The sequence below is a fragment of the Candidatus Uabimicrobium amorphum genome, assembly GCF_009002475.1.
In the GTDB taxonomy this organism is placed as follows: domain Bacteria; phylum Planctomycetota; class Uabimicrobiia; order Uabimicrobiales; family Uabimicrobiaceae; genus Uabimicrobium; species Uabimicrobium amorphum.
In genome coordinates this window covers 4676974-4700042 of the sequence record NZ_AP019860.1, presented here as the reverse complement: position 1 = coordinate 4700042, position 23069 = coordinate 4676974, and the positions used below count along the sequence as shown (strand labels likewise).

Here is a 23069-nt window from a genome sequence, read left to right as displayed (position 1 = left end):
CACATGTCAACATATATTGGTAATGAACTGGAATTATTTGCAAAAGCGACCAATTGGAAGCAGTACTATGCAAAATATCTTCGACCGCATATAAAAGGGCATGTATTGGAAGTAGGTGCTGGTATTGGAGGGACAACCACAGTACTCTGCGATCAAACACAAGAATCCTGGACTTGTTTAGAGCCAGACGAATACATGGCGGAACAAATTGAGTTACGCGTCAAAGATAATATCCATTCTTGTAGTGTAATTGCGGGAACTATTGATGATTTACCACAAAATGCGACGTTTGATACGATCATGTATATTGATGTCATTGAGCATATTGCCAATGACAGAGATGAGATTTTACGAGCAACGCAACGCCTTAAGCCGCAGGGAAAACTCATTATTTTAGTCCCTGCACATCAATGGTTATTTAGTCCCTTTGATAAAGAAATCGGTCACTTTCGTCGATATAATAAAAAAATGTTACGCTCTATAATGCCGACATCTTTAAAAGAAACTAGCTTGTTCTACCTCGACTCGGTGGGAATGTTTGCCTCTATAGCCAATAAGTTTATCCTCAAGCAACTCTATCCAACAAGTGATCAAATTCGTTTTTGGGATAAAACAATGCTTCCTATATCAAAAATTTTCGATGCGATTATCTTTTATACGATGGGAAAGTCTCTCATTGGTGTCTGGAAAAAACAATAATTATCTTTATTTTTTGACGATATTGGCAACGCTCTCGATGAAAAAACCGTTTACTTTTGTTCCCACAAATCTGGCAATGAACTGTTTTCGATAACAAAACTACTTACCTTGGTTCCCACAAATCTTCCCACCATATATCCACAAACAACCCCCATAATATCTGTTATATCAGGGTAACGGTCAACAATAAAACCTTGGCAAAACTCCAGAGAAAACGCAAACAGTGCAATAAACAAGTACGGTAGAATCAACGACCTTTTTGCATAGGAGTGTGCAAATCCTAAGGCGAGAAACATACAAGCATTGTCTAAAAAATGGCTCCACACCACCATAGTACTTATCTCATATTGTGCAATAAAAGGTAACCAATTAAAAGTTCTCCATTGATCAGCAAACACGAAAGGAGAAAGAGTATGACAGATAAATGAATTGTAAGTCGCAAAAGCAATTAGAATAGAAATAACTATTGGTGTACAGCGTTTTATGTACTTAGTGATCAAAGTTCCAAAAACGATAGCAACAAAGGCAACAACAAGATCTTGGAACTGCGGCATACGCGACAAAATAAGTAACTGTGAAAATTCCAAGCAAGTCGCTACGATACAGCCGAAAAACATAGAAACAGCGCCATGATATTTGTTCTTTTCTTGCAAATACAAATTGAAAGCACAAATCCAAATGCTGTAGTACATAAATTGCATTAGTTCTAAATCAAAAGCATTTATGGAAAAAAAGTGCTTTGTGCAAGAACGTAATTTATTTTTGAAATGTGTAAATGAAAAAGAAACGTCAAAAGGTGAAATACTAATTACCACGAGAAGCAAGGAACTCATCAACAAAAAGATAAGTTGCGGTGATTTACATTTTTCGTAAAATATTTTTCCAAGTACTTGTATTTTACTATACAAAAAATACGCACACACAGACCCAACTAAAGTTCCGAAAGTATTGGTGATAAGATCATTGATCGAAGAGTAACGATGTCGTACAAAAAGCTGTAAAATTTCAACAAATAAACTCAGCATCAAACCACTGACAACAACGTAAAAAATATTTCTACGTCGAAGTTTTGTACATGACCACAGCGCAAAAAATCCAAAAGGAATGAAGAACACTATATTCTGTATGGTGTCTTTCAAAGAGGCATATGAGCCATTGTTATATATAAAGGGTATATGCAGCTGTGATCGTAAGCGCCATTTTATATATGACCAAGAAAACGTAAAGTCAAAAGGGATAATTGTTATATATACAACAAACAAGGCATACAATACCGAGAGTACAAAACATATTCTATTGTTAAAAAAATTTTCATGTGAAGTCGTCATGTATTATTCCAGATAACTTAACCTCGAATTGTTTACACTATAAGCCAAAAGTATTTCTAACAGGCCACTTTTATATACTTTTAGTAAAAAAACGTTTTAAAACCTTTTCACATAATTGTTCTTGCTCTTCAAACCACTCAACCGGAGCATAATGAAGATGCTGCTGTTTTTTGTTTGCAACAATTAGTTCTTTCAGGTTTTGTATGTTGTGATTAGGGGTGTACTGCATTATGGTCGCAAGATTTCTCTCCGGGGCCTCAATTAAATCTTCAAGAGATACAGAAACATCACTATAGTGAGCGCCAAAAAAATATGATAATCGCCATAAATAATAAAATACTTGATATGGATTTCGCGCATCCCTTAAAAAACAGAAGTGATTTTGTAAATCATTTTTCCAGTTCATCAAATAAAAATGGTCGTTATCATCAAATGTTTCAAAACTTTCCCGATAAGAAAATTTGCTTATATTGACAAGAGTAGAACACCACTGTTCCCGAGGATGACGATATACATGTATAATTTTCGCCTGAGGAAAATTGTGACGTATCCATGGCAAACGAAAATCAATTCTATTAAATTGCAATACAGGTATATTATCGGTATTGTCTATAAGATACTTTATATAAAAATACATATTTTCATCCCAAAACTTGGAATCCATGTATAAATGATCGCGTATCCAACTCTCTTGATAAAATAAACTAAGTTTGCGGTGTGGATCATATTCGCTCCAATAGTCTGTTACTTTACGATGCGATAGATCCATTTTTTCACCTCTTGTTTTTTTACAAAACCACCTTCTTTCGTTAAATGGCTCATAATAAGCCGTACAAGATGTGTTATGCCGAAATAAATTCCACACTAAAGTAGAACCACTACGAAAACGTCCGGTAATGAAAATCACTTTTTTTTCATCCATTGCCGCTTTTTGAATATAAGGACAAGGAAACTCATCGTAGTCAATTTTTTTATATTCTGAAGGCAATTGCGAAGAACCGTTGATGGCTTCAAAGAGAATTTTTTTCCCTTCGTGAGAATCCAATACCTTGCGAAACACAAAAAGTAACAGATTTTTAACACATGTTTTGATCATTATTTTTCCAAAATACCTTTATACACACCAACAATATTTTCCACATATACTTTATTGGTAAACATTTTCAAAACCCTTTGCCGTCCACAACGTCCCATATGCAAACGCAATTTTTTATCTTGGAGTAACTTCAAAACGGCCGCAGCTAATTTATTAGGTGATTTCGCAGGGACTAGAATAGAAGAATCGTCACACACGACTTCGGGTATTCCTCCTACACGTGTGGCTACAATAGGCTTTTCGCAAGCCATACCTTCAATTAAACACCGTCCAAAAGGTTCCTCATGGGAAGAACAAACGACAATATCCACATCACGAACTACTTCAGATACATTCTTAATAGAACCATGGAAGTACACATTGTCGGATATTTTTTGACTATATAACTTCAACTCTTCCATTCGTGTACCACCTGTAGTATCATCACCAATTACATCAAAGACAACCTGTTCATATTTGGCCAAAACAATTGCTGCCATATCAAAAAAATCCTCGTGTCCCTTTACTTTATGAAAGTTTGCAATTATGGCCACGCGAAGTTTTACATTATCTACTTGCTTGGGAACAAATGACTCTTCATCAACAGAATTATAAATAACATGTGATTTTGCGGAAGGACATTTTGACAATAAAGTTTGCATTTGTTGCTGCAAAGCATTGCTGTTAAAAATAAACGTGTGCGGCTTAGGAAGTCTTCGAAAAAACCAGTTTTGCGGTTCCATGGGAAAACGAATATGACAAATAACAGGCGTTCTTGTAAAAAAAGTGGGGTACATAATATTGCGTGTATTGAACAGATCCTGAGTATGAACAAGACGAATGTCATTTTTTCGCAAATAGCAAATCCAAAACCACAAAACTTTGAGTGTCCTCAGTGGATTTTGCCAACTTACTTGCCGCAAATTTGCAATGTCGTATGTAAAACCCATGTCAACGATCATACTCGTTGCAGGCCCCTCTTTGGGAAAAATTATTTTGGGAATATATCCGTATTTTTGTAGTTCCTGAATTATATTTATCGTACTGCGCGTCGCTCCACCTAGTGCTGGCGATGTAAATATAAACAATACGGTTTTATTTGCCATGCGTTACCACCTTATGGATAAGTTTGCGTAAATCTCTATTAAAAAATACTAATGCCAGAAGAAAAATAAACTCGACGATACAGCTCATGATTAAAAATCGCCATATGTTGTAGCTTATTTCCATTCTATAAACGAAAAAAACAAAAACAGCGGTAAGTGTACTTGGGATGATAATGGGAAGAAAACTCGAAGACAAAAACTGCAAAAAAGAAATTTCAATTTTTCTTATTACAATATAATTCAACAAAAAGAAAGCGATAAAAAAGCTAGGAATAAAAGTAGCGAGAGCTACTCCGATTAACCCCCAAAATTGAATAAAAATCACCGAAAAAATCACATTGAATATTGCCTGTATAAAATTCAGTTTGGCGGCAACTTTTCTCAAAGGTGTACTATTTAAAAATGTATTGGTGATCGGCTGAGAAAAAAAAGCATACAGCGTCAACACAATGAGAACATTGTGCATTTTTTCAAACTCTTGCCCCATCCAAAGTCCTTGAAAAATCCCTCCAAAACTCACATAAACAATGCAAATGGGCATAGCCAGAGCTAGAGAATAGTAAAAGCCCTTACAATAAAGGTTTCTCAATTGTGCAATATTGTTACCGGAATATAAATTAATGAAACGTGGAAACACAGGGGACTGCGCTTTAAATAAAAGTACCTGTAGATAAAACACTAACTTTTGCGGCACGCTATAAAAGGCCACTGCGATTGGGCCTAAAAAAATACCGATAATTATCTTGTCAGATAGCTCAATGATTTTTTGGGATATTGTAATGAAGAAACTGTACACACTTATTTGAAAAATAGAAGCGAACAGTTCAGACACATAGTTTTTCGAACAGACTCTTATGTCGGGGAAAAAATGTCGCGAAAGTATATAAAAAAATACCCCACCGGTTATGTTTATACAGAAAGAAAAACAAGCAAAGGACAAAACAGTTGCATAATTTTGCGGTATAAAAAAAATAAACAAGAAGTTTGCGCCAAAAATACATGTGGAAATGATATCGCGCACAATATATCTTTCGAGACCTGTTAAAATACCTTGGTAAAGACTAATGGGAAAAGACAAGGCAAATTGCAAACCAATCACAAGTACCGCATACTGGTAACCAAATTGATTTGGCGGAAGGTCAATAATATAGGGGAAAAACATGGACAGCAAAAGCGAAATAACAGCAACAAAACAACCGATACGGCAGAACATCTCCATCACCGTACCCAAAGTTTTTTCCACGAGTGCTTTATCGTTCACTTTCTCGTACTCGGAAACACTTTTAACGACAACCGTTCCAAATCCCAAAAACAGCACGGAATAATAAGAAGAAAGGCTTGTAATAAATATCCACAAGCCGTAATTCGTTTTGCCCAACTTTGTCAGTGTAACAGGAGCAATGACAAATCCAAGTATCGCAGTCACAATAAACGTCGCTAGACTAAATAAGGAGTTTGCCGCTATTTGTTTCGACTTAAGAATTTTCATGTATCAAGAATCTACAACGCAAGTATGTTCACTAGTAGCAAAATAAAGGTAATCAACCATTGCAAAAGGACAATCCTATAAGTTTCGTTTTCCGAGTTCATTTTTATATTTTACACATAACGCTTTGTGAGTAAAATTTAGGCTACGCTGATAACCCCTGCGTCCTAAATCGCCCGCTAACTTTTTGTCTTTCAGTATTTCTTTTATTTTCGAAGCTATTTCGTCAACATTTTCGCCATCAACCAAATAACCGGTAACCTCATTTTCAATCGCATCAACGCTACCTCCAACAAGCCCACCAATAACAGGCTTTCCACAAAAACCTGCTTCAATAAAAACAATCCCAAAACCTTCGACATCGTCTCCGTCTTTGCGGTTAGGCATTACAAATACATCGCAATTTTTGTAAAAATAAAGCATGTGCTCATCGGCAACATCTTCCAAAATAGAAACATTTTCTTCTAAATCAAGATCTTTTGCCAACTGCCGTAAATGGTGCGACCAATTTTCCGTTCCTCCTTGTTCAGAACCAATCATAGTGTAGTGAACCTTGGGAAAAAATTGCACTATTTTTGCCATAGCATGTATCACATGATCTTGACCTTTGCGGCATTGAAATCTACCCACGGTTAAGATATTGAGATTTTTCTCCTTGTAATGACTCCCCTCATAACAATTGTTCTGCAATTTTTCAGGAGAAAAACCAGGATGGATAATTGCCTGCTGTACTTTTTTTGTAGTTAGATCGTCAGCAATCGACTTGGTATACGACGAGTTAAATAGATTGAGGTGTGCTTTTTCCAGCATTTTTTTTAACAAAAAACGCTCCACTTTGTATCTTTGAAATACAGAGATGTCCTCGCCATGATAGTTAATGACAAGTTTCTTGCGCAATACAACACTTAATATTAATCCCGCAATACCTTCTGGAATAGGACGCGCACATTGAATAACCTGAACTTTATGTTTGCGTATAATTGGAATAGCAGCCAAGACAAAGCGCTTGACCATTCCCCACCACTCAAAACCGTTAGGACCGTCATAGCTCATTTTTTTGCGAACAATACAATACGACTGCGCTTCGTCAAACGAGCTAGAATTAGGTATCTCTTTTGTCAATACTACGATATTTCGTTCGTTTTCAAATCTTCCAGCAAACATTGTACAACTTCCACCAATAGTTGGTGGGTATAGCTCTGATAAAAACAGGTGTTTTTTGGGCTTATACGATTTGGTCATCTCTAAAATTCTCAAACAAAATACGGACGGCGAAATAGTACAACGAAAGTATAGATCTTCGTTAAAAAGAAAAGTTGATAGAGTAAGATATATTGTGCCCGAGAAACAGACTATCCCCATCGTCTCTAGTATTGAAATTGTAATTTATACTCATAGAGCACCAATTGGTAGGGCTATATCCATAAGATGTTGATATGACCAACCCGATTAGATTGTCTTCATCTTGTAACTCAGTGTGCAAGAAACCTATTTGTATGTTAGGGGATATGTATTCATTGAGATTATATATCAATGAAAAGTTTACGTTTGTTTGAATTTGTACATCTTCAATAAGAGAAAATGTCAAAATCCTTGATCCATTGAATGTCCAGTTTAATTGCTTACTTATGGCTCCCGCAGCTCCAAAATTAAAAAGTAATGGGTTATCAAATGACCCATCCACGGTAAAACCAAAACTAAAAGAAATATTGTCAAGCCAATATATTCCAGGAAGTTGGGAATTAATGGCTAACCCCAAATTAACTGCAGGAATCCCTTGGACCTCGCCACCAATGATAATATTGTATTGCGTTCCAACATTCCATGAAACACGATCGTTTATCCGATAGTTTGTATTAAAAGAAAAGCTAAAAATGTCACTATCACTATCGTCTAAGTCGGGGAAACGTACCGCTTGATATGAAGCTCCGGCGTTTACATTCCATTTAGGGTTAATCTGCCAAGAGACATTTGCCGCATTCGTGTTTTGGTATGTGACGATAAAATCATTGAATTCTAATGAGGCTAACTCGGAGCTAGCTCCTAGGATACTACTCAATGATAGACTGTAATTCTTTCTTGGTATCGAAATTTGAGTAGCAAAATTATGCGAGGCAAAATTAAAATTGTCATTCAACAAAAACGTGTTGTAGCCAAAATTATAATTTAAGCTATACGAAAAAAGACGCCGTTGTTGCGCATGATTCATCGAAAATGAGTGACTTAGCACTAGATCTTCGGTACGATTACCGTCTTGGTCATCAGCAAGAAATAAATTAGAAGAATAGTTTACATTTTCGGAAAACTGAAAATTTACATGGCGAGAAATTTTAATATTTTGCGAATGACAAAAACTAATTAGTATGAAGACAAGTGCACAATAATATGTTTGCATTTCAAAAAATTTCCTGCCATATTCTATGTATTTCATAAAATTTTTTGCAACAGAAAGTAACAAATGATTATTTCATCTTTTGTTTTAGTCGAGAATTGCGGAATACGTCGCAAAAATGAAGTTGTTTGTTTTGGTGTTCCATTGGTCCAAAGAATGGTAGACAATGTCGACGATATTCACCTAAAAGATCAAGAACACACTCTAACAATACAAAAACAAGTTACCCAGTGGTGGGGTGATGGCAGTATTCGTTGGTTACTAATCCATTTTTATGCCAACTTACAACCACGTGAAATTAAAGAATACGTTATCTGTACTGATAAATCAAATGAAAAGAGGACTTTGTCTACGAATATATCATGGAGACCTTCTTTACACAAACAAAGCTTTGTATCTATTGCATATCGACAAACTCAATATGAGTTATCCGCGACTATCCAAGATCAAAAAAATCATACACATTCTATCCATCTACCATTACAACAAGTAAGTGAAGACAATATTTGTACCACGTTATTTTTTCAAGGCGTTGCCCTAAAAAAATACCAGATAAAATTATACCTAAATATTTATTATGATTCCATTACATGTGAGGTAACTCTCCATAACCCTCAGCGTGCACAACACAAAAACGGTCTTTGGGATCTCGACGACACAGGGACATTTTTATTTCGCGACTTTTCCATCAATATAAAAATGAGTGACATTTGCACAATAAAAACAAATTTAACATCAGAAAATCTTGAAAAATTCGTTATTTATCAAGATTCAAGCGGGGGGGAAAACTGGGACAGTATTAACCACATAAATCGCTATAAAAAAATAACAACTTCATTTCGTGGATACCGCATCAACAATAACGGGCAACAAATATCTCAAGGGAAACGAGCGCAACCGACTATTACGCTACAACACAAGGAACATGTTGCTCATATAATGATTGAAAACTTCTGGCAAAACTTTCCTAAGGCCATCGCATGCGATAAAAACAACATCCAGCTACGTTTATTTCCACAAGATTGTCAACATCTTTTTGAATTACAAGGAGGTGAACAAAAAACTCATATATTTCATATTGTGTATGATAAAGAGTTACCAACGAAAAAACTACGCCCGCAAATACCTGCTGCGTATTATACGAAAACAAAGACCATTGACTTCTTTACAGACACAAAAACACCTGTAGATGATATCATTGCCAAAGCCGTCCATGGTGAAAACTCCTTTATAAAGCGTAATGAGCGAGTCGATGAATATGGTTGGAGAAATTTTGGAGACTTTTTCGCCGACCATGAAGCGATCAACCAAAAATCCATGTTTATTTCTCATTACAACAACCAATATGATCTGATATATGGCTTTTTCTTGCAGTACATACGCACGGGTCAATCAAATTGGTTTGATCTCATGGAGAATTTAGCACAACATGTCATTGACATTGATATCTATCGTACAAATCACGATAAACCAGCCTACAACAACGGTCTTTTTTGGCACACAAACCACTATCTACCGGCACAAACAGCAACACATCGTTGTTATTCACACATGCATCTAGATCAAGTTCCCTTTCCCAAATTGTATGGTGGGGGACCTTCCAATGAACATAATTACACAACCGGTCTTATGCACTTTTACCTTGCCACGGGAAATCTACAGGCAAAAGAAGCTGTTTTGCTGTTGGCGGAGTGGGTTCTCAACATGGAGGATGGTAGTCAAAATATATTCCGGTTTATTGATAAGAGTGACACAGGTTTGAGTAGCCAGACATATTCTCCTCATTACCATGGTCCAGGGCGCGGAAGTGCAAACTCGATCAATGCGCTTCTAGACGCTTATTCTCTCACACACGAGAAAAAATACATCATTGCAGCAGAAAAACTCATCGCAAGATGTATAACCCCTCATGATAATTTCGATGAGCTTAGACTTTCTGAGCCAGAAGAAAGATGGTCATATACAGTTTTTTTACAAATTCTCGGCAAGTATTTGTCTTTTAAAGAACAACACAACAACTACGATGAGATCTACAGCCACAGTGTCGCATCTTTACTGCATTATGCACATTGGATGGTAAAAAATGAGTATTTCTATCTTGATAAACCGCAAAAGTTAGAATACCCTACAGAAACATGGGCGGCCCAAGAATTACGTAAAGTACATGTGTTTTTTTTGGCTGGTCAGTACAAAAAAAATGTTCAATTTACTGAGAAAATGCATTATTTTTATCATCGTGCACTCACAACTTTAGAACAACAATACCCCAACCGAAAAAATTTTGTACGCCCTATCGCAATTATGATGCATTGGGGAAATATTTATCACTATGCCACCCTGCATCCAATGACCAAAAGTTTCCCTAAACAAAACAAAAGCCATATGGCCAAATTTGTATTTACACCTCAAAAGGTACATGTTAAATACAAAATTAAACGCATAGGCAAAATTTTAGGACTCGTATTATGCGGAATAATGACTATTCTTGCAGTGCTTATCTATTATTGTTCTTGATCTTCACGTAATTTATCCCAAAAATTTTCTTCATCAAGATCATCCTCATTCATTGTATACACAGCAATTTCTCTGTCACTATGTATTTGTGTATTTTGATAACAAATAATGGGTATATCTAGATATCGCGCTTCTTGTGCGACATCAATAAAATTTTGCAGTTGTTCCAATCGTTGTATACTATCAAGTTCTACAACGATGGTCTTGTAGTCATTAATATTTTCAGACAATTTATCGCAAATATTTGCTTGTTTCTCATAGCCAAAATCTAACGAAGAAATGAGCAATGCTTCTTCCTCGCTGTTTAAAAAGTTGATCACTTTTTGTTTCGTGTCTAGGTGCTCATGTTCATCTACAAAAATAACAGATACGATACCATCACGAAAGTCTTTTTTCTCTAGTATATTCCAATCCATTGAACCATATAATGGCGTTAAAATAAACTTAGCGGCTTCCATTTCTTGTTTAGAAACCTTGCGGTCATCGACAACATTGAATTTCGCCTTTTCGAAATGAGAGGTGTAAAGAGAGCTAATATCTCTTGATCGCAAAACGAGAGGGTTTTTCAAATATTTAGATGCTGTTTTGTGTAAAGCGACGACCAAAAAGAAAAGATGATAAATCAAATCGGCATACGCCATCGACAAAAAAGCACCACTAATACAATACGCAATGATAGACACTTCAAAAGTATTGGAGCAATACGTTACCCATTCTAAATCGCGACGTTTGCGAACTTTCCACCGTATATAAATACACGTCAACAGACTAGTGAAAATCAATAACAGAAATAGAATTAAGCCGGGATAACCATTATTTGACAGCATTTGAAAATAACAACTATGCACCGCTTTTCGTTTGCCAAATTTTCCTTTAGAAAAATCATAACGAGGATATGCTACCTCGAAACACCCAGGTCCTACTCCAAAAATGGGGTTATCATTGGCAATGATGACCGCAACTTTCCAAAAATGTAGACGACTCCCTGCACTTTTGTCGCGCTTTTCCTCACTAGAAAAGATAGTTAAAATTCTTTTTTTATAAGCCTCAGGCACAGATACAAATACAATTACTCCAATGAAAAGCGCTCCAAAAACTAAGATAAAGATATTCCTCTTCGCTTTCAATTGCAAAAGTATGACAACCGCCACCAGCCCTAAAAAGCCTCCACGAGAGTAGGTAAACACAACTCCAAAGATAGAAAGATAAAATAGAAATGTCAGTCCAAGTTTTAACACTTTGAAAGAATAAAGTCGCCCAGCAAAAAAAACAAAAGGTAGAATCATGTTAAATGCCATGGCAAAGGAGTTGTTATCTTTCATCATTCCACCTGGCCCCTGTGCTATTTTTGCTCCTGGGTGTATAATGCCAAATAAACCACTTTTGCTAGAATAAAAGCCTATAGATAAAACAAAAGGAATGAAAATATACATCATTTTTCGTTTCGTATTCACCAAACCAATAATCAGACAACCAGATATCATCAATTTATTCATGAAGTCCATCCAGAAGCCCGAAGCAAATCTATTTATAGAATTGAAATGGCAAATCGAAATCCAAAACCAAAACAACATCAATAAAACGCTAATAACGTGAAGGCGAAATATTTTTTTCTTATGTATAATACATCCCATAATAATGCATAGCGCTATGAGAAGAGACGGGCGTAAAGACATAAACCACCCAACATTTCGTGCCCACTCTTGCGCCCGGATGTAAGCAAACCATATATAGACACACAAGCCATAAAAGGGTACGATGAAAGATCCTAATACGCCCGACATAGTAACATTCACCACTAACAACATTCTAAGCATTCATCGTTCCTATATACTGACGAAACTCCATACTTTTTTCACTCCATGATTCGCCAACTAAAAACTGTCGTGTTTCGCTCAAGCGTTGTTTTTTTTGTTGTGGTGTTTCTTTGTGTAAATAAAAATCAACACGGTTAGCAAACTCTTCGTAATTTTGTGACCATCCGATAACACTTTGATAGTCTTGTAAACTAGGCAACGCCGTAGTTACCACTGGTATTTCCGTACTTAAGTATTCCTTGAATTTTAACGGATTGATATACTTTGTGAGTTCATTCACATAGTAGGGGAGAATGCAAACATCAAAATTTCGAACATATCGAGGAAGTATTGCATAATCGATTTTTCCCAAAAAATGTACATTTTTATATCGTTGTAAAGCTTGGATATTGATAACTACTGGCCCGATAAAAACAATATTCCATGCCGGATATTTGTCGAGGACAAACTCAAGTAATTCCATATCATTGCGTTCGTCAAACAATCCAAAGTACCCAATAATTGGTTTTTCCATCTCAAGTGGAATAAAAGAAGTATCCCGAAAATGCTCTACATCAACGCCATGGGTAAGAATTTCGATATGCCGTGCTTGGGCTTTTTTGGCTTTATACAATGTGTGCGAAGTAGTGATAACCACGTCGACATTCGCCATCAATTTTTTTTCCATTGTGAGCATTTGTTGCTTATTGTGCCCAGGCCATTCACTAAACTCGTCAACGCAGTAATAAACTTTTTTACGGCATTTTACATTTTGTAAAAAATCCGCTACAATAGGGAGTGTTGTCACAACGGTGTGCTCTTTATCTACATGTACTTGCATAGCAAACAATATGGCATTTATCTTGCGAAAAAACCAATTGAATATAGGAATCATAAAAACGCGTTTTACTTTTAAATATGGATGTTCTTGTGTCGTATTTGCTTTTTGGGGAGACGAGAAAAGTTTTTGGTATATACGCCGTAAATCACGAAGATTTAGCTTTGGCATGCGCATAACAGTGTTTAGCCATAAAACAGGTGCTTTTGTTTGGCGAAATAAATGCTGACAACTCGAAGGATGCGCTCCCCAGTCGTCGGCAAAAACAATATAATTCTCGTTATTTTTATTCATGGAAATCAAACTTTTACAACAAAATTTTCAATCAGCTTGGGATCAGTATGTCTTACAACATTCACAAAGTGAAATTTACCACCTATCGGCATGGCAACAAGTCTTTCATAAGCACGGCTTAAAAACTTTTTACGTCTATGCACAACAAGAAAAAAACATCGTCGGAGTACTTCCCTTAGTTTTATCAAAAAGCCTACTTTTTGGAAACTTTATCACATCAGTTCCCTTTTACAACTACAGTGGAATTTTAGCAAATAGTGCCAATGTTGCACAACTACTATACCAAAAAGCCCAAGAAATTGCACAACAACATGGTGCGAAACACATAGAACTACGACATACAACACCCGTACTCCCCGACATAGAAAGCCACCAGCAAAAAGTGCGTATGCTTTTAGAGCTTCCTGAGAGTAGTGACATGTTGTGGGACAATTTCAAATCTAAGTTGCGTAGTCAAATACGCCGTGCGATGAAAGAAGACATGAAGTGTGTAACAGGAGGAGTCACACTACTGGACGATTTTTATCGCGTATTTGCTATTAATATGCGTGATTTGGGCACACCTGTGTGGCCAAAAAGTCTGTTTCGTGCAGTATTTACTTATTTTCCAGAAAATACTCATATATGCTGTGTGTATCACAAAGACAAAGTGGTGGCGGCTGGATTTTTATTGGGCTTTCGCCATACATTAGAAATTCCTTCTGCATCTTCACTAAGAAAATACAACTCTTTAAGTCCAAATATGTTACTTTACTGGAACGTTTTGAAATTCGCTTGTGAAAAAAACTATCGTTTTTTTGATTTTGGACGTTCTTCACGAGATAGTGGGCCACACCGTTTTAAAAAACAGTGGGGAGCAGCAGAAGTTCCTCTAAACTGGCAATATTGGCTCGCAGATGGCAATCTTCCGCAACTCAACCCGCAGAGTAAAAAATTTCAAATGGCGATCAGCATGTGGAAAAAACTTCCTGTAGGCCTTGCCAATATAATTGGTCCATTTATTTCGCTAAAATTACCATAAAATTTACTTCGCAAAGTATAAACAGGTTTTTTCCAATCCTTCGGCCAAAGTAGTCTTAGGTGCCCACCCAACACTGTGGTAAATATTTTTGTAACTCAAAGAACTACGCCGTAATTCGCCGGCCAGTGCTTCGCCATGTGCTATTTTGAGAGAAGTGAAACCATGTTTCTTTGCAATATCTTGAGCCAGAGAAACAAGTTTAACAATCGAAATCTCTTGTGCACCACTGACATTAAAACAATTGTAATTCGTTAAATTTTCGGCTGTTGCGCACATCCAATTTGCCCGTGCAACATCTTCCACAAAAACAAAGTCACGCGTCTGTAATCCGTCACCGTTAATCGTAAAAGAGTTTTGCGCTTGTAAGCGATCAAAAAAGATAGCAATTACTCCTGACTCACCTCCGGCGTTTTGTCGGGGACCATACACGTTGGAAAATCGCAACGCAAATGTCTGCATATTGCTGTTACGTCCGTAGTATTCTAAATAAGTCTCGCAACATTTTTTGCTAATGGCATACGGTGAATGGGGAAACTGGGTATGCTCTTCTGTTGTAGGGTAATATAGTTGATCGCCATAAACGGCTGCGGACGATGCCATAATGAACTTCTGAACTTGAAGACCCTTAGATGCTTCTAGTAGCTTTAATGTCGCCATGATATTTTGTTGCGCATCTCCTTGTGGCTCACGCACACTATACCCTACACTTATTTGTCCAGCATAATGGAATACCATATCAGGCTGAAATTTTTCTATTTCGCGTATGCACACACTGTGGGAGATGTCCGCTTCCAATACATGCAGTTTTTTTTGCGTAAAATCAAGATGCTCTTTCTTTCCCGAGGAAAAATTATCGATCACCAATATTTCACTATCATTTTCCAGAAGCAAATCAACGATGTGCGAGCCAATAAAACCTGCTCCACCTGTTACAACAGCTTTCATATTTTTTAGGCCTTCCAATAATAAAGAATTTTGTAGTATTTTAGACCAAACAACGATAAAAAGCCAGGGTCTTATCACAAAATGTTTGTAAAATAATTGGTGTTCGTCAACAAATCTGTTAAGCTAAAAAAACAAACATATTTTACTAACTTTAAACCTAAGGTGCCCAATGGATGAGAGAAAAATTACCCAAGCTTTACTGTTAAAAAAGTTAATTACAGAAAGCGATTTGGAAAACTTAGAACAAAATGACGATGAAAAAATTACCAAAGCTCTCATTGATGAAGGAAGTATAAGTCAAGAAGCCATAGCTCTTGTCACTTCCGATGAACTAGATATTCCATTTTTACACGTTATTCCCGAACTAATTGACTGGGAACGTTGGGAAGAATATGCTTCTTCGTTGTTTCTCATCCACAACTGTGTCCCTATTTTCCAAGAAGCAGAGGTTGTCATTGTCATGACCTACCCCTTATCCGTGGAAGACCAACACGAAATTAAACAAATTTTCAAGGACATCCCCCTAAGCTTTGCGATGGGCACTGACGAAAGTATCTCACGAATACTCAAAGTTTACGATGAAAATATTGCCCGGGTAAAAAAAACCAGAAGAACAAGAGTCAGACAACAAGAATCATTATCTCTCAACTCGCAAATCGTAATTTCAGAGGCGTTCCACGAATACTTATTTGTAGTAAGTCGCCATATCAAAGAAGCCATGTCGAATAGTGCAACGCAACTACATATTCGCATTAGCACAAAATTTTTAAAAGTATATAGTCGTGTTGATAATCAGCTGAACTTAGTGGATAGCTACGCCTACGATGAGGAGTGGAAAACGTGTATAAAACTACTACAAGAACAGCAACCAGGTAAGACATCGTTTGAATTTTTTTTTCAAGTGGAGACAGATTTTTTTTCCGCCTACACGCTTTTCGGCCACAATTCGCTCATTGTCATCAACCTAAAACAAAAACAAAATATTTATATTGATGAAGAAATTGTCGAGGAAATATTACAACCTTTTCATGGATTAGTTTTACTGGTGTCTCCACGATTTGAAGATATCAAAACATTTGCCTATGCGCTTATGCGAAAAAGCATACAACAGAAAAAAATCACCTGTAGTGTGGAACACAAAAAACAAGAAAATATAAATGGTGTATTCCAAGTCGACAATAATGAAAATGGCTTCATTACGCACTTAAAACCGGACATTCTCTACACAGAAACACCTCTATCATATTACCATCACTTAAGTGAAACCCTCGTTTTTCAAGCTGTTGTTGCTTCGACAACAACAGACGCCTTTTTCAACATCATCAACGATTTACCACAAAGTTATGTTGCAACAGCGTTACGCTACATAACCATAGTCGCGAAGGTACGCAATGAAGAACACAAAAAAATAGAGCACCGCTTTATCGTTGAACATATAAAAATAGATAAAAGCGTACGTAAACTAGCATGGGACCAACCTAAATACCAAAAAGCAGAAACAATCATTCCCCAAACTACCATAGTAAAAACACTATCAGAAATGCTAAAAAATAAACAAGCCCATATCGATGACTTGTCATTGTTTCTCTAAATGACTCTTTCGAACGCTTTTGGTGGTTGACATAAATCATAGCCTACTTTGTGGTTGTGTTGTCTAATTTTATCACCAAATCTATTCGAGAAGATAAACACAGAGTTTAAATTCAAATATTTTTTTCGTTTTTTTAAGCAATTTTTAATTTTTGGCATTTTTCTTTTTACCCGATTAGCCTTTTTTCAAAAGGATAACACAAAAAAAAGGCAAATGTCACAATAGCGACGCACAGGTTTATGTTGCCTAGCGGGTACCAAATGTGTTATTATAATAATATGCGTAAAATCATTAATTGTACTTTTGCGAGAAGGAGCTTTAATGATAAAAAATCTAATCAATCTCGCTATAATGGTTTCAATTACATTGTATGCAGAGACAATCAAATTTCAAGTTGATCCATCAGGAGGTATAACTTATAGAGATACAAACGGTAATGGCTCTAATTTACCAAACAACACCATACTAAACCAACTATCCATTGAGACAGGAATTTCAGGTTGGGATATTGAAGACACTACGGCATCTGGTAACAGCATTTTCTCGAACAATTTTGTTCTTTCAAATGGCGGCGCATTCATCACCACAAACGGTGTCAACTTTACTTCAGGTGTGGGATTTAGAGTAGAAGCAACAGGTTTAGGTACAACCAACGGTGCCCTTAGAATTTCCATTGCAAGCAATGCGACCTTCAACAATAGCTCTTTATTCATGAACCAAATCGATTTCACGGGTATTACCGATGATAATTTGGAAGATATCTTACAAAGAGCGGTGGAAGAATCTGCGACGGTTATTAGTGTGTTTTTAGTAGATAACGGAACAGCAGACTTTTTCATAGGTATCAACCCGGGTGAAATTATACTTGATGAAATAACAGGACTAAATACCGTACCTGAGCCAACCACATACTTGGTATTTCTGATGAGTGCAGCCTTATTGGGTTTAACTCGTTTGAGAAAAAAACAAATTTGTTAAAATGGTAGTAAAGTCCCTATACTATAACCATTTTGACTAAATTCCAAAGCATAACCACAAATACAACAACCCCTTTCGGGTTTAATCTTCTTGACTTATATTTATATTTTTTTGTATACGACCTTCGCGATATATGTTTTAAATTACAAGAAGAAGAAGAAGAAGAAGAAGCACTATTATAATTGCCACTTAAAATATTGTAGGACATAAAAATGTGCGGAATTTCCGGCATATTTGATCCAACACGACAACATATCACACGACAAAAAATTCAAAAAATGAACGACACTCTCTATCATCGTGGACCAGATGGAGAAGGATTTTTTGTCGAACAATGTATTGCACTGGGTCATCGCAGATTATCAATCATCGACGTAACAGGTGGTGCACAACCTCTTTTTAACGAAGACAAAACCATCGCAGTGGTGTGCAACGGAGAAATTTACAATCATCACAATCTACGAAGTGAATTAAAACAAAACGGTCACCAATTTCATAGTTTAAGTGACTCAGAGGTTATTGTTCATTTATATGAAGAACTTGGTGAACGTTGTTTGAACAAATTACAAGGAATGTTCGCTTTTGCTTTGTGGGATCAAAACAAACAACAACTTTTTCTCGCCCGAGATCGTCTGGGTATCAAACCATTGGTATACTCCATAGTCGACAAAAGCGTTTTCTTTGCTTCGGAAATAAAAGCACTTCTCGCCGCTGGTGTCGATCGACAGATTTGTCCACAAGCAGTTTCTACCTATTTTAGCCTTGGCTATACGGTCGCCCCTCATACTATTTACACGAATATTCACAAGTTACTTCCAGGGCACTTTTTACTAGCCAATCATGAGCGAATTACCACACAAAAATATTGGGACTTACCACAACCCTCTCCCGCAAACTATACTATCGACGAGTGGAAAGATATTGTACGTAGTAGTTTGCAGCGTGCCGTAGATAGCCGCTTAGAGAGTGAAGTGCCTTTAGGAGCGTTTTTATCAGGAGGTATAGATTCTAGCGCTGTGGTCGCTGCCATTTCTCAAAAAAGAAAAATTGCAACATTTACCATCGGCTTCAATGAGCGCGCGTATGATGAAAGTTCGTATGCTGCACAAGTTGCTGCCCGCTATCACTGTAATCATCATGCCAAGACAATTTCACCCTCCTCTCCGCAAGACCTTGAAGAAGTTCTACATTATTTTGACGAACCGTTTGCTGATCCTTCTATTTTACCGACATTTTCTGTATGTCGCGAAGCAAAAAAACACATTACAGTTGTTCTCTCAGGAGATGGAGGAGACGAAAATTTTGCGGGATATCGTCGCTACTACATAGATGCTCTCGAAAACAATATACGCCACATGATTCCAGGTTTCATGAGACGCTCCCTTGTGCCTTTTTTCGCACGCATTTACCCTAAAGCCGACTGGCTACCGCGCATTTTTCGCCTAAAAACCGCTTTGCAAAATATTGCCTTACCATCCTCAACGGCCTATTTCCAAAGTCTATCGACCATTTCGCCCGCAATAAAACAACAGATACTTCTACCCGAGTTTTGTCATGATGCGCAACAACAAGTTTGCCAGTATTACAATAAAATTCATAGTGATGATTTGTTATCGAAAGCTCTTTATACAGATATCAAAGTATATTTGCCAGATGATATCCTTACCAAAGTTGATATTTGTAGCATGGCCAACGCTTTAGAGGTGCGCGTTCCGTTGTTAGACCATTTTTTTGTCGAACAGGCTTTTCAAATTCCTAGCAACTACAAACTAAACGGCGCAGAAGGTAAGTATATTTTCAAAAAAACACTAGAAAATTGGCTAGATAAAGATATCCTATACCGTAGAAAGATGGGTTTTTGCATCCCAATGAATGAATGGCTAACTAACGATCTACATGACATGTTTTCGGAACTAGTGTTAAATGGTAAACTGCCATTTTTCAACTATAAAAATATTCGCCATCTCCATCAAAAGCATCTCAAGGGTTTATCCAACCAAACGGATACCTTGTGGAGTCTTTTTATTTTTCACCTATGGTATTTTATAAAAGGTAACAAACTATGACGCGTAAAAAAATTATCTTGAGCATTGTTTCTTTATTGCTCATAGCGATCGCTGGCCTAACAATAAATTATTTTCGACCAATCAAACGCATTGCGCGACACTATGATAAAGGTTTGTTGTATGTCCAACGTGCGCAACACCAAGCAGCAATACGTGAATTCAAGGCCGCGCTGGCTATTCAGCCTAATCTCAACATTCAACTTAGTTTAGCAAAAGCATATGTCAGCAACGAAAATTTTGATAAAGCGCAACAAGAATTAGAGAATATCATAGGAACAGATAAAAACTTCAAATTTGCCTATACCACATTGGCGGGATTATTTCTTCAACAACAGCAATATGCCAACGGTTTAGAGGTGGTAAATCGTTTTTTAGAAGTCAAAAGTGACAGTGTGCCGATCTTAAACCTGAAGGCACGTATACTGCTTGCACAAAAAAAGCCAAATTTAGCCAAGGAAGCGCTCCTGAAAGCGAAAAAATTAGACCCCAAACAAGACGAAACACACAGCAATTTGGCAACCGCTGAGTGGCAAGCGGAAAACAAAAACGCAGCCATTCAAGTTTTAGAAGAATATATAAATGCCTTCCCGAAAAATGTCTCGTTGCGTTTACAACTTGCAAGCTACTACTTCAACATCCAGGACCAACTCAAGGCCATTGAAAATTTTAAAATACTTCAGGACAATGGTAAAAAAATTCCGGGAGAATACCTAGGCACCTATGTTATGTCGCTGGTACAAAGTGGTGACATCGATCGCGCTTATAAAATAGCCAATAAGTTTCTGGAAAAAAACAAACGTTCTCCACAAAAATTTTTAATGACTTATGTTCGTGGAGTTGCGCATCTTTCCCAAAAAAAATATAATGCTGCAAATAAAGACTTACTATGGGTAACCGCCGCTCAACCGGATTTTGCCTTGGGTCGCTATTACATGGGATTAACATATCTTTTACAAAAAAACTATCTACTTGCCAGCGAAGAACTACAAAAAGCAATTGATTTAGATCCCAAGGCGACCGCGATTCACAACGTAATCATTCAATCTTACGCGGCAGAAGATAAATTGGACGAATGTCTCAAAATTTGCGAAGAAATGCTACGCAATGATCGTAATAACATAGTAGTTCTCAACATGAAAGCGCGCATTTTAATGCTAATGGGAGAAACGGAAAAAGCACAGCAACTTTACGCGGCAATTGCCAAAGCGTCTCCCAACTCTGCAAGAAGTGAAATGCAATTGGCCATAGTCGATTTGCGCAATAAAAAAGAAAATAAAGCGATTTATCGTTTAAAAGCCGCAATGAAAAAAAATCCCAATGACCCCACCATTCCCTTATTTCTTGCACAAATTTATTTCGCAAAAAATAACCTACTGCCCGCTCTAAAATACCTCAACCAAAGCATTGATAGTGGTAAACAAAAAACTCCTGCATCAAGACGTATGCTTGCTCGTATAAGATTGGCCCAACGATATTATGATTTGGCTGCCGAAGAGTACGAGAGCTTACTACAAGATTATCCGCGAAACGACGTTTATTGCTTGCGCTTGGCCAGTATTTATTTCCAACAAGGAAAAATAGATAAGGTAACAGAGTTTTTGCAATCGAAAAATAAAACACCGCAAACTCACCCGGCATACACACAACTCTATGCACAAATTTATCTACAACAGAAACGCTATGATGATGCCATTAAACTGATTGACGCCTCCGACAACGCCAATCTAAAAATACTCAAAGGCAACATCCTATCTTTCTTAAAAAAATACCCTCAAGCCGTCGAAGCATACCAAGAAGCGAAAGATCTCAACGATCAGTTGAATGTTGAAAACTACATTGGTTTTTGCTATTACTATCAAAAGGATTGGGCAAAAGCCATTGATCATTTTGAGGCATTTGTCGAAAAAAGTCCCAATAATGTCATGCGTACATTCATCGCTATTTTATTCGCCTACAGTAAAGACCTAACTTCCACAAAAAAAATACTAAATAACGTACTAAAAGAAAACAAAGACAACATCCTCGCAAATTTAGTATTGGCCAATACCTTTCTAATGGAAGGTGAACAACAAAAGGCGACAGAACAGCTAAAACAAATCTCGACAGAAAGAACGTTTATTCGTGAGCAGTTCGCAAAACTCATTAGTGACTGCGCAGCAAAAAACACCCATTTTCTTCCACTCATTGATGGAATTATTTTTGAAAGAATTGCCTCAAGAGATCAAGCCATCGCAAGATATGAAGAAATTATGCGTGAACTAGATTCGCATTATCTCGTCGAATACTACTATTCCATATACCTATACCGCGTTGCCAAAACCGAGGATGTGATCAATCGCTTACAAAAACTAATTGCCACAGGAAATCTGAGTGAGGAAGCTTACAGTATTCTTGCCGGAGTGTACTTGAGGGAACAAAAAACGCAAAAAGCGCAGGAAGTTTATAGCAAAATTCTAAAAATCAATCCCAAAAATAGCGACGCTCTTATCAAAATGGGCATGATTCACGAATTGAATAAAAAATATCCTCAAGCAGTGTCTTTTTATAAAAAATTAATAGACATTCCCAACAACAATAGCAAAATTATCGCTTTGAATAACCTAGCTTATATTTATGCGACCAAACAACAAGACTCTAAAAAAGCCATATCTTACGCAAAACAAGCTTATGATCTAGCCCAGAGTTCTTGGGAAATTGCAGATACATTGGGATACATTTACTACACGGCAGGAAAATACCCTCTTGCCTTAAAATATCTACAATACTCTTCACAGTTATACCCCAAATCATCAGAAGTACAATTTCACTTAGCACAAACGTATTTCAAAATGCGCAACAAAACAAAATGTAAATATCATTTAAACCGTGCTTTTAAAGTAAACAACCGCTTCACAAGTCGTAAACAAGCGGAACAAATGCGCAAAAAACTAGGCTTTTAAT

The 23069-nt window shown here is 36.9% G+C and carries 16 protein-coding genes; 7 read left to right on the top strand and 9 right to left on the bottom strand.

All coding sequences use genetic code 11. The features are described from left to right. Positions 1–3 precede the first annotated feature (3 nt). Positions 4–699, top strand: coding sequence for a class I SAM-dependent methyltransferase (locus UABAM_RS17050; RefSeq protein WP_151969216.1), 696 nt, complete (start codon positions 4–6; stop codon positions 697–699). A gap of 50 nt (positions 700–749) precedes the next feature. On the opposite strand, the gene UABAM_RS17045 is transcribed toward UABAM_RS17050, so the two are convergent. From UABAM_RS17045 to UABAM_RS17020, 6 genes are all read right to left on the bottom strand, one after another. Next, positions 750–2027, bottom strand: coding sequence for a VanZ family protein (locus UABAM_RS17045; RefSeq protein WP_151969215.1), 1278 nt, complete (start codon positions 2025–2027; stop codon positions 750–752). A gap of 70 nt (positions 2028–2097) precedes the next feature. Continuing rightward, positions 2098–3123 carry a sulfotransferase gene (locus UABAM_RS17040; protein ID WP_151969214.1) on the bottom strand — a complete coding sequence of 342 codons (1026 nt, stop codon included), beginning with the start codon at positions 3121–3123 and terminating at the stop codon, positions 2098–2100. Then, positions 3123–4208: a glycosyltransferase family 4 protein gene (locus tag UABAM_RS17035; RefSeq protein ID WP_151969213.1), complete on the bottom strand. Its 1086-nt coding sequence runs from the start codon at positions 4206–4208 to the stop codon at positions 3123–3125. The genes UABAM_RS17040 and UABAM_RS17035 overlap by 1 nt, the downstream gene beginning before the upstream one ends. Continuing rightward, positions 4198–5697, bottom strand: coding sequence for an oligosaccharide flippase family protein (locus UABAM_RS17030; RefSeq protein WP_151969212.1), 1500 nt, complete (start codon positions 5695–5697; stop codon positions 4198–4200). Before UABAM_RS17030 ends, UABAM_RS17035 begins: the two co-directional genes overlap by 11 nt. Positions 5698–5772: 75 nt before the next feature. Next, entirely contained in the window at positions 5773–6936 is a 1164-nt protein-coding gene (locus UABAM_RS17025; RefSeq protein WP_173013373.1) for a glycosyltransferase family 4 protein, read from the bottom strand. A gap of 61 nt (positions 6937–6997) precedes the next feature. Then, entirely contained in the window at positions 6998–8089 is a 1092-nt protein-coding gene (locus UABAM_RS17020; RefSeq protein WP_151969210.1) for a hypothetical protein, read from the bottom strand. Positions 8090–8152: 63 nt separating this feature from the next. Here UABAM_RS17020 and UABAM_RS17015 point away from each other — a divergent pair, with 63 nt between their 5' ends. Beyond that, positions 8153–10600, top strand: a complete 2448-nt coding sequence (locus tag UABAM_RS17015) for an RIFT barrel domain-containing protein (RefSeq protein WP_151969209.1) — start codon at positions 8153–8155, stop codon at positions 10598–10600. Here UABAM_RS17015 and UABAM_RS17010 read toward each other — a convergent pair. Both UABAM_RS17010 and UABAM_RS17005 read right to left on the bottom strand, forming a co-directional pair. Next, positions 10588–12408, bottom strand: a complete 1821-nt coding sequence (locus tag UABAM_RS17010) for a putative O-glycosylation ligase, exosortase A system-associated (protein ID WP_261344008.1) — start codon at positions 12406–12408, stop codon at positions 10588–10590. The genes UABAM_RS17015 and UABAM_RS17010 overlap by 13 nt on opposite strands. A 1-nt stretch (position 12409) precedes the next feature. Then, positions 12410–13528: a glycosyltransferase gene (locus UABAM_RS17005; protein ID WP_151969207.1), complete on the bottom strand. Its 1119-nt coding sequence runs from the start codon at positions 13526–13528 to the stop codon at positions 12410–12412. On the opposite strand from UABAM_RS17005, the gene UABAM_RS17000 reads away from it, so the two are divergent. Next, complete coding sequence (locus UABAM_RS17000; protein ID WP_151969206.1) at positions 13527–14549, top strand: FemAB family XrtA/PEP-CTERM system-associated protein; 1023 nt, start codon at positions 13527–13529, stop codon at positions 14547–14549. The genes UABAM_RS17005 and UABAM_RS17000 overlap by 2 nt on opposite strands. A 3-nt stretch (positions 14550–14552) precedes the next feature. Here the strand turns inward: UABAM_RS17000 and UABAM_RS16995 are convergent, their stop codons facing one another. After that, complete coding sequence (locus tag UABAM_RS16995) at positions 14553–15494, bottom strand: NAD-dependent epimerase/dehydratase family protein (protein WP_151969205.1); 942 nt, start codon at positions 15492–15494, stop codon at positions 14553–14555. A 169-nt stretch (positions 15495–15663) separates the two neighbouring features. On the opposite strand from UABAM_RS16995, the gene UABAM_RS16990 reads away from it, so the two are divergent. The 4 genes from UABAM_RS16990 to UABAM_RS16975 all read left to right on the top strand — a co-directional run bounded on the left by UABAM_RS16990 (position 15664) and on the right by UABAM_RS16975 (position 23068). Further along, the gene (locus UABAM_RS16990) at positions 15664–17085 is read left to right on the top strand and encodes a hypothetical protein (RefSeq protein WP_151969204.1); all 1422 of its coding nucleotides are present in this window, start codon (positions 15664–15666) and stop codon (positions 17083–17085) included. A gap of 321 nt (positions 17086–17406) precedes the next feature. Beyond that, positions 17407–18063 carry a PEP-CTERM sorting domain-containing protein gene (locus UABAM_RS16985; RefSeq protein WP_151969203.1) on the top strand — a complete coding sequence of 219 codons (657 nt, stop codon included), beginning with the start codon at positions 17407–17409 and terminating at the stop codon, positions 18061–18063. Positions 18064–18275: 212 nt separating this feature from the next. Then, positions 18276–20129, top strand: coding sequence for an asparagine synthase (glutamine-hydrolyzing) (asnB, locus tag UABAM_RS16980; RefSeq protein ID WP_151969202.1), 1854 nt, complete (start codon positions 18276–18278; stop codon positions 20127–20129). Next, positions 20126–23068, top strand: coding sequence for a tetratricopeptide repeat protein (locus UABAM_RS16975; RefSeq protein WP_151969201.1), 2943 nt, complete (start codon positions 20126–20128; stop codon positions 23066–23068). The genes asnB and UABAM_RS16975 overlap by 4 nt, the downstream gene beginning before the upstream one ends. The last annotated feature ends 1 nt before the right edge of the window (position 23069 follow it).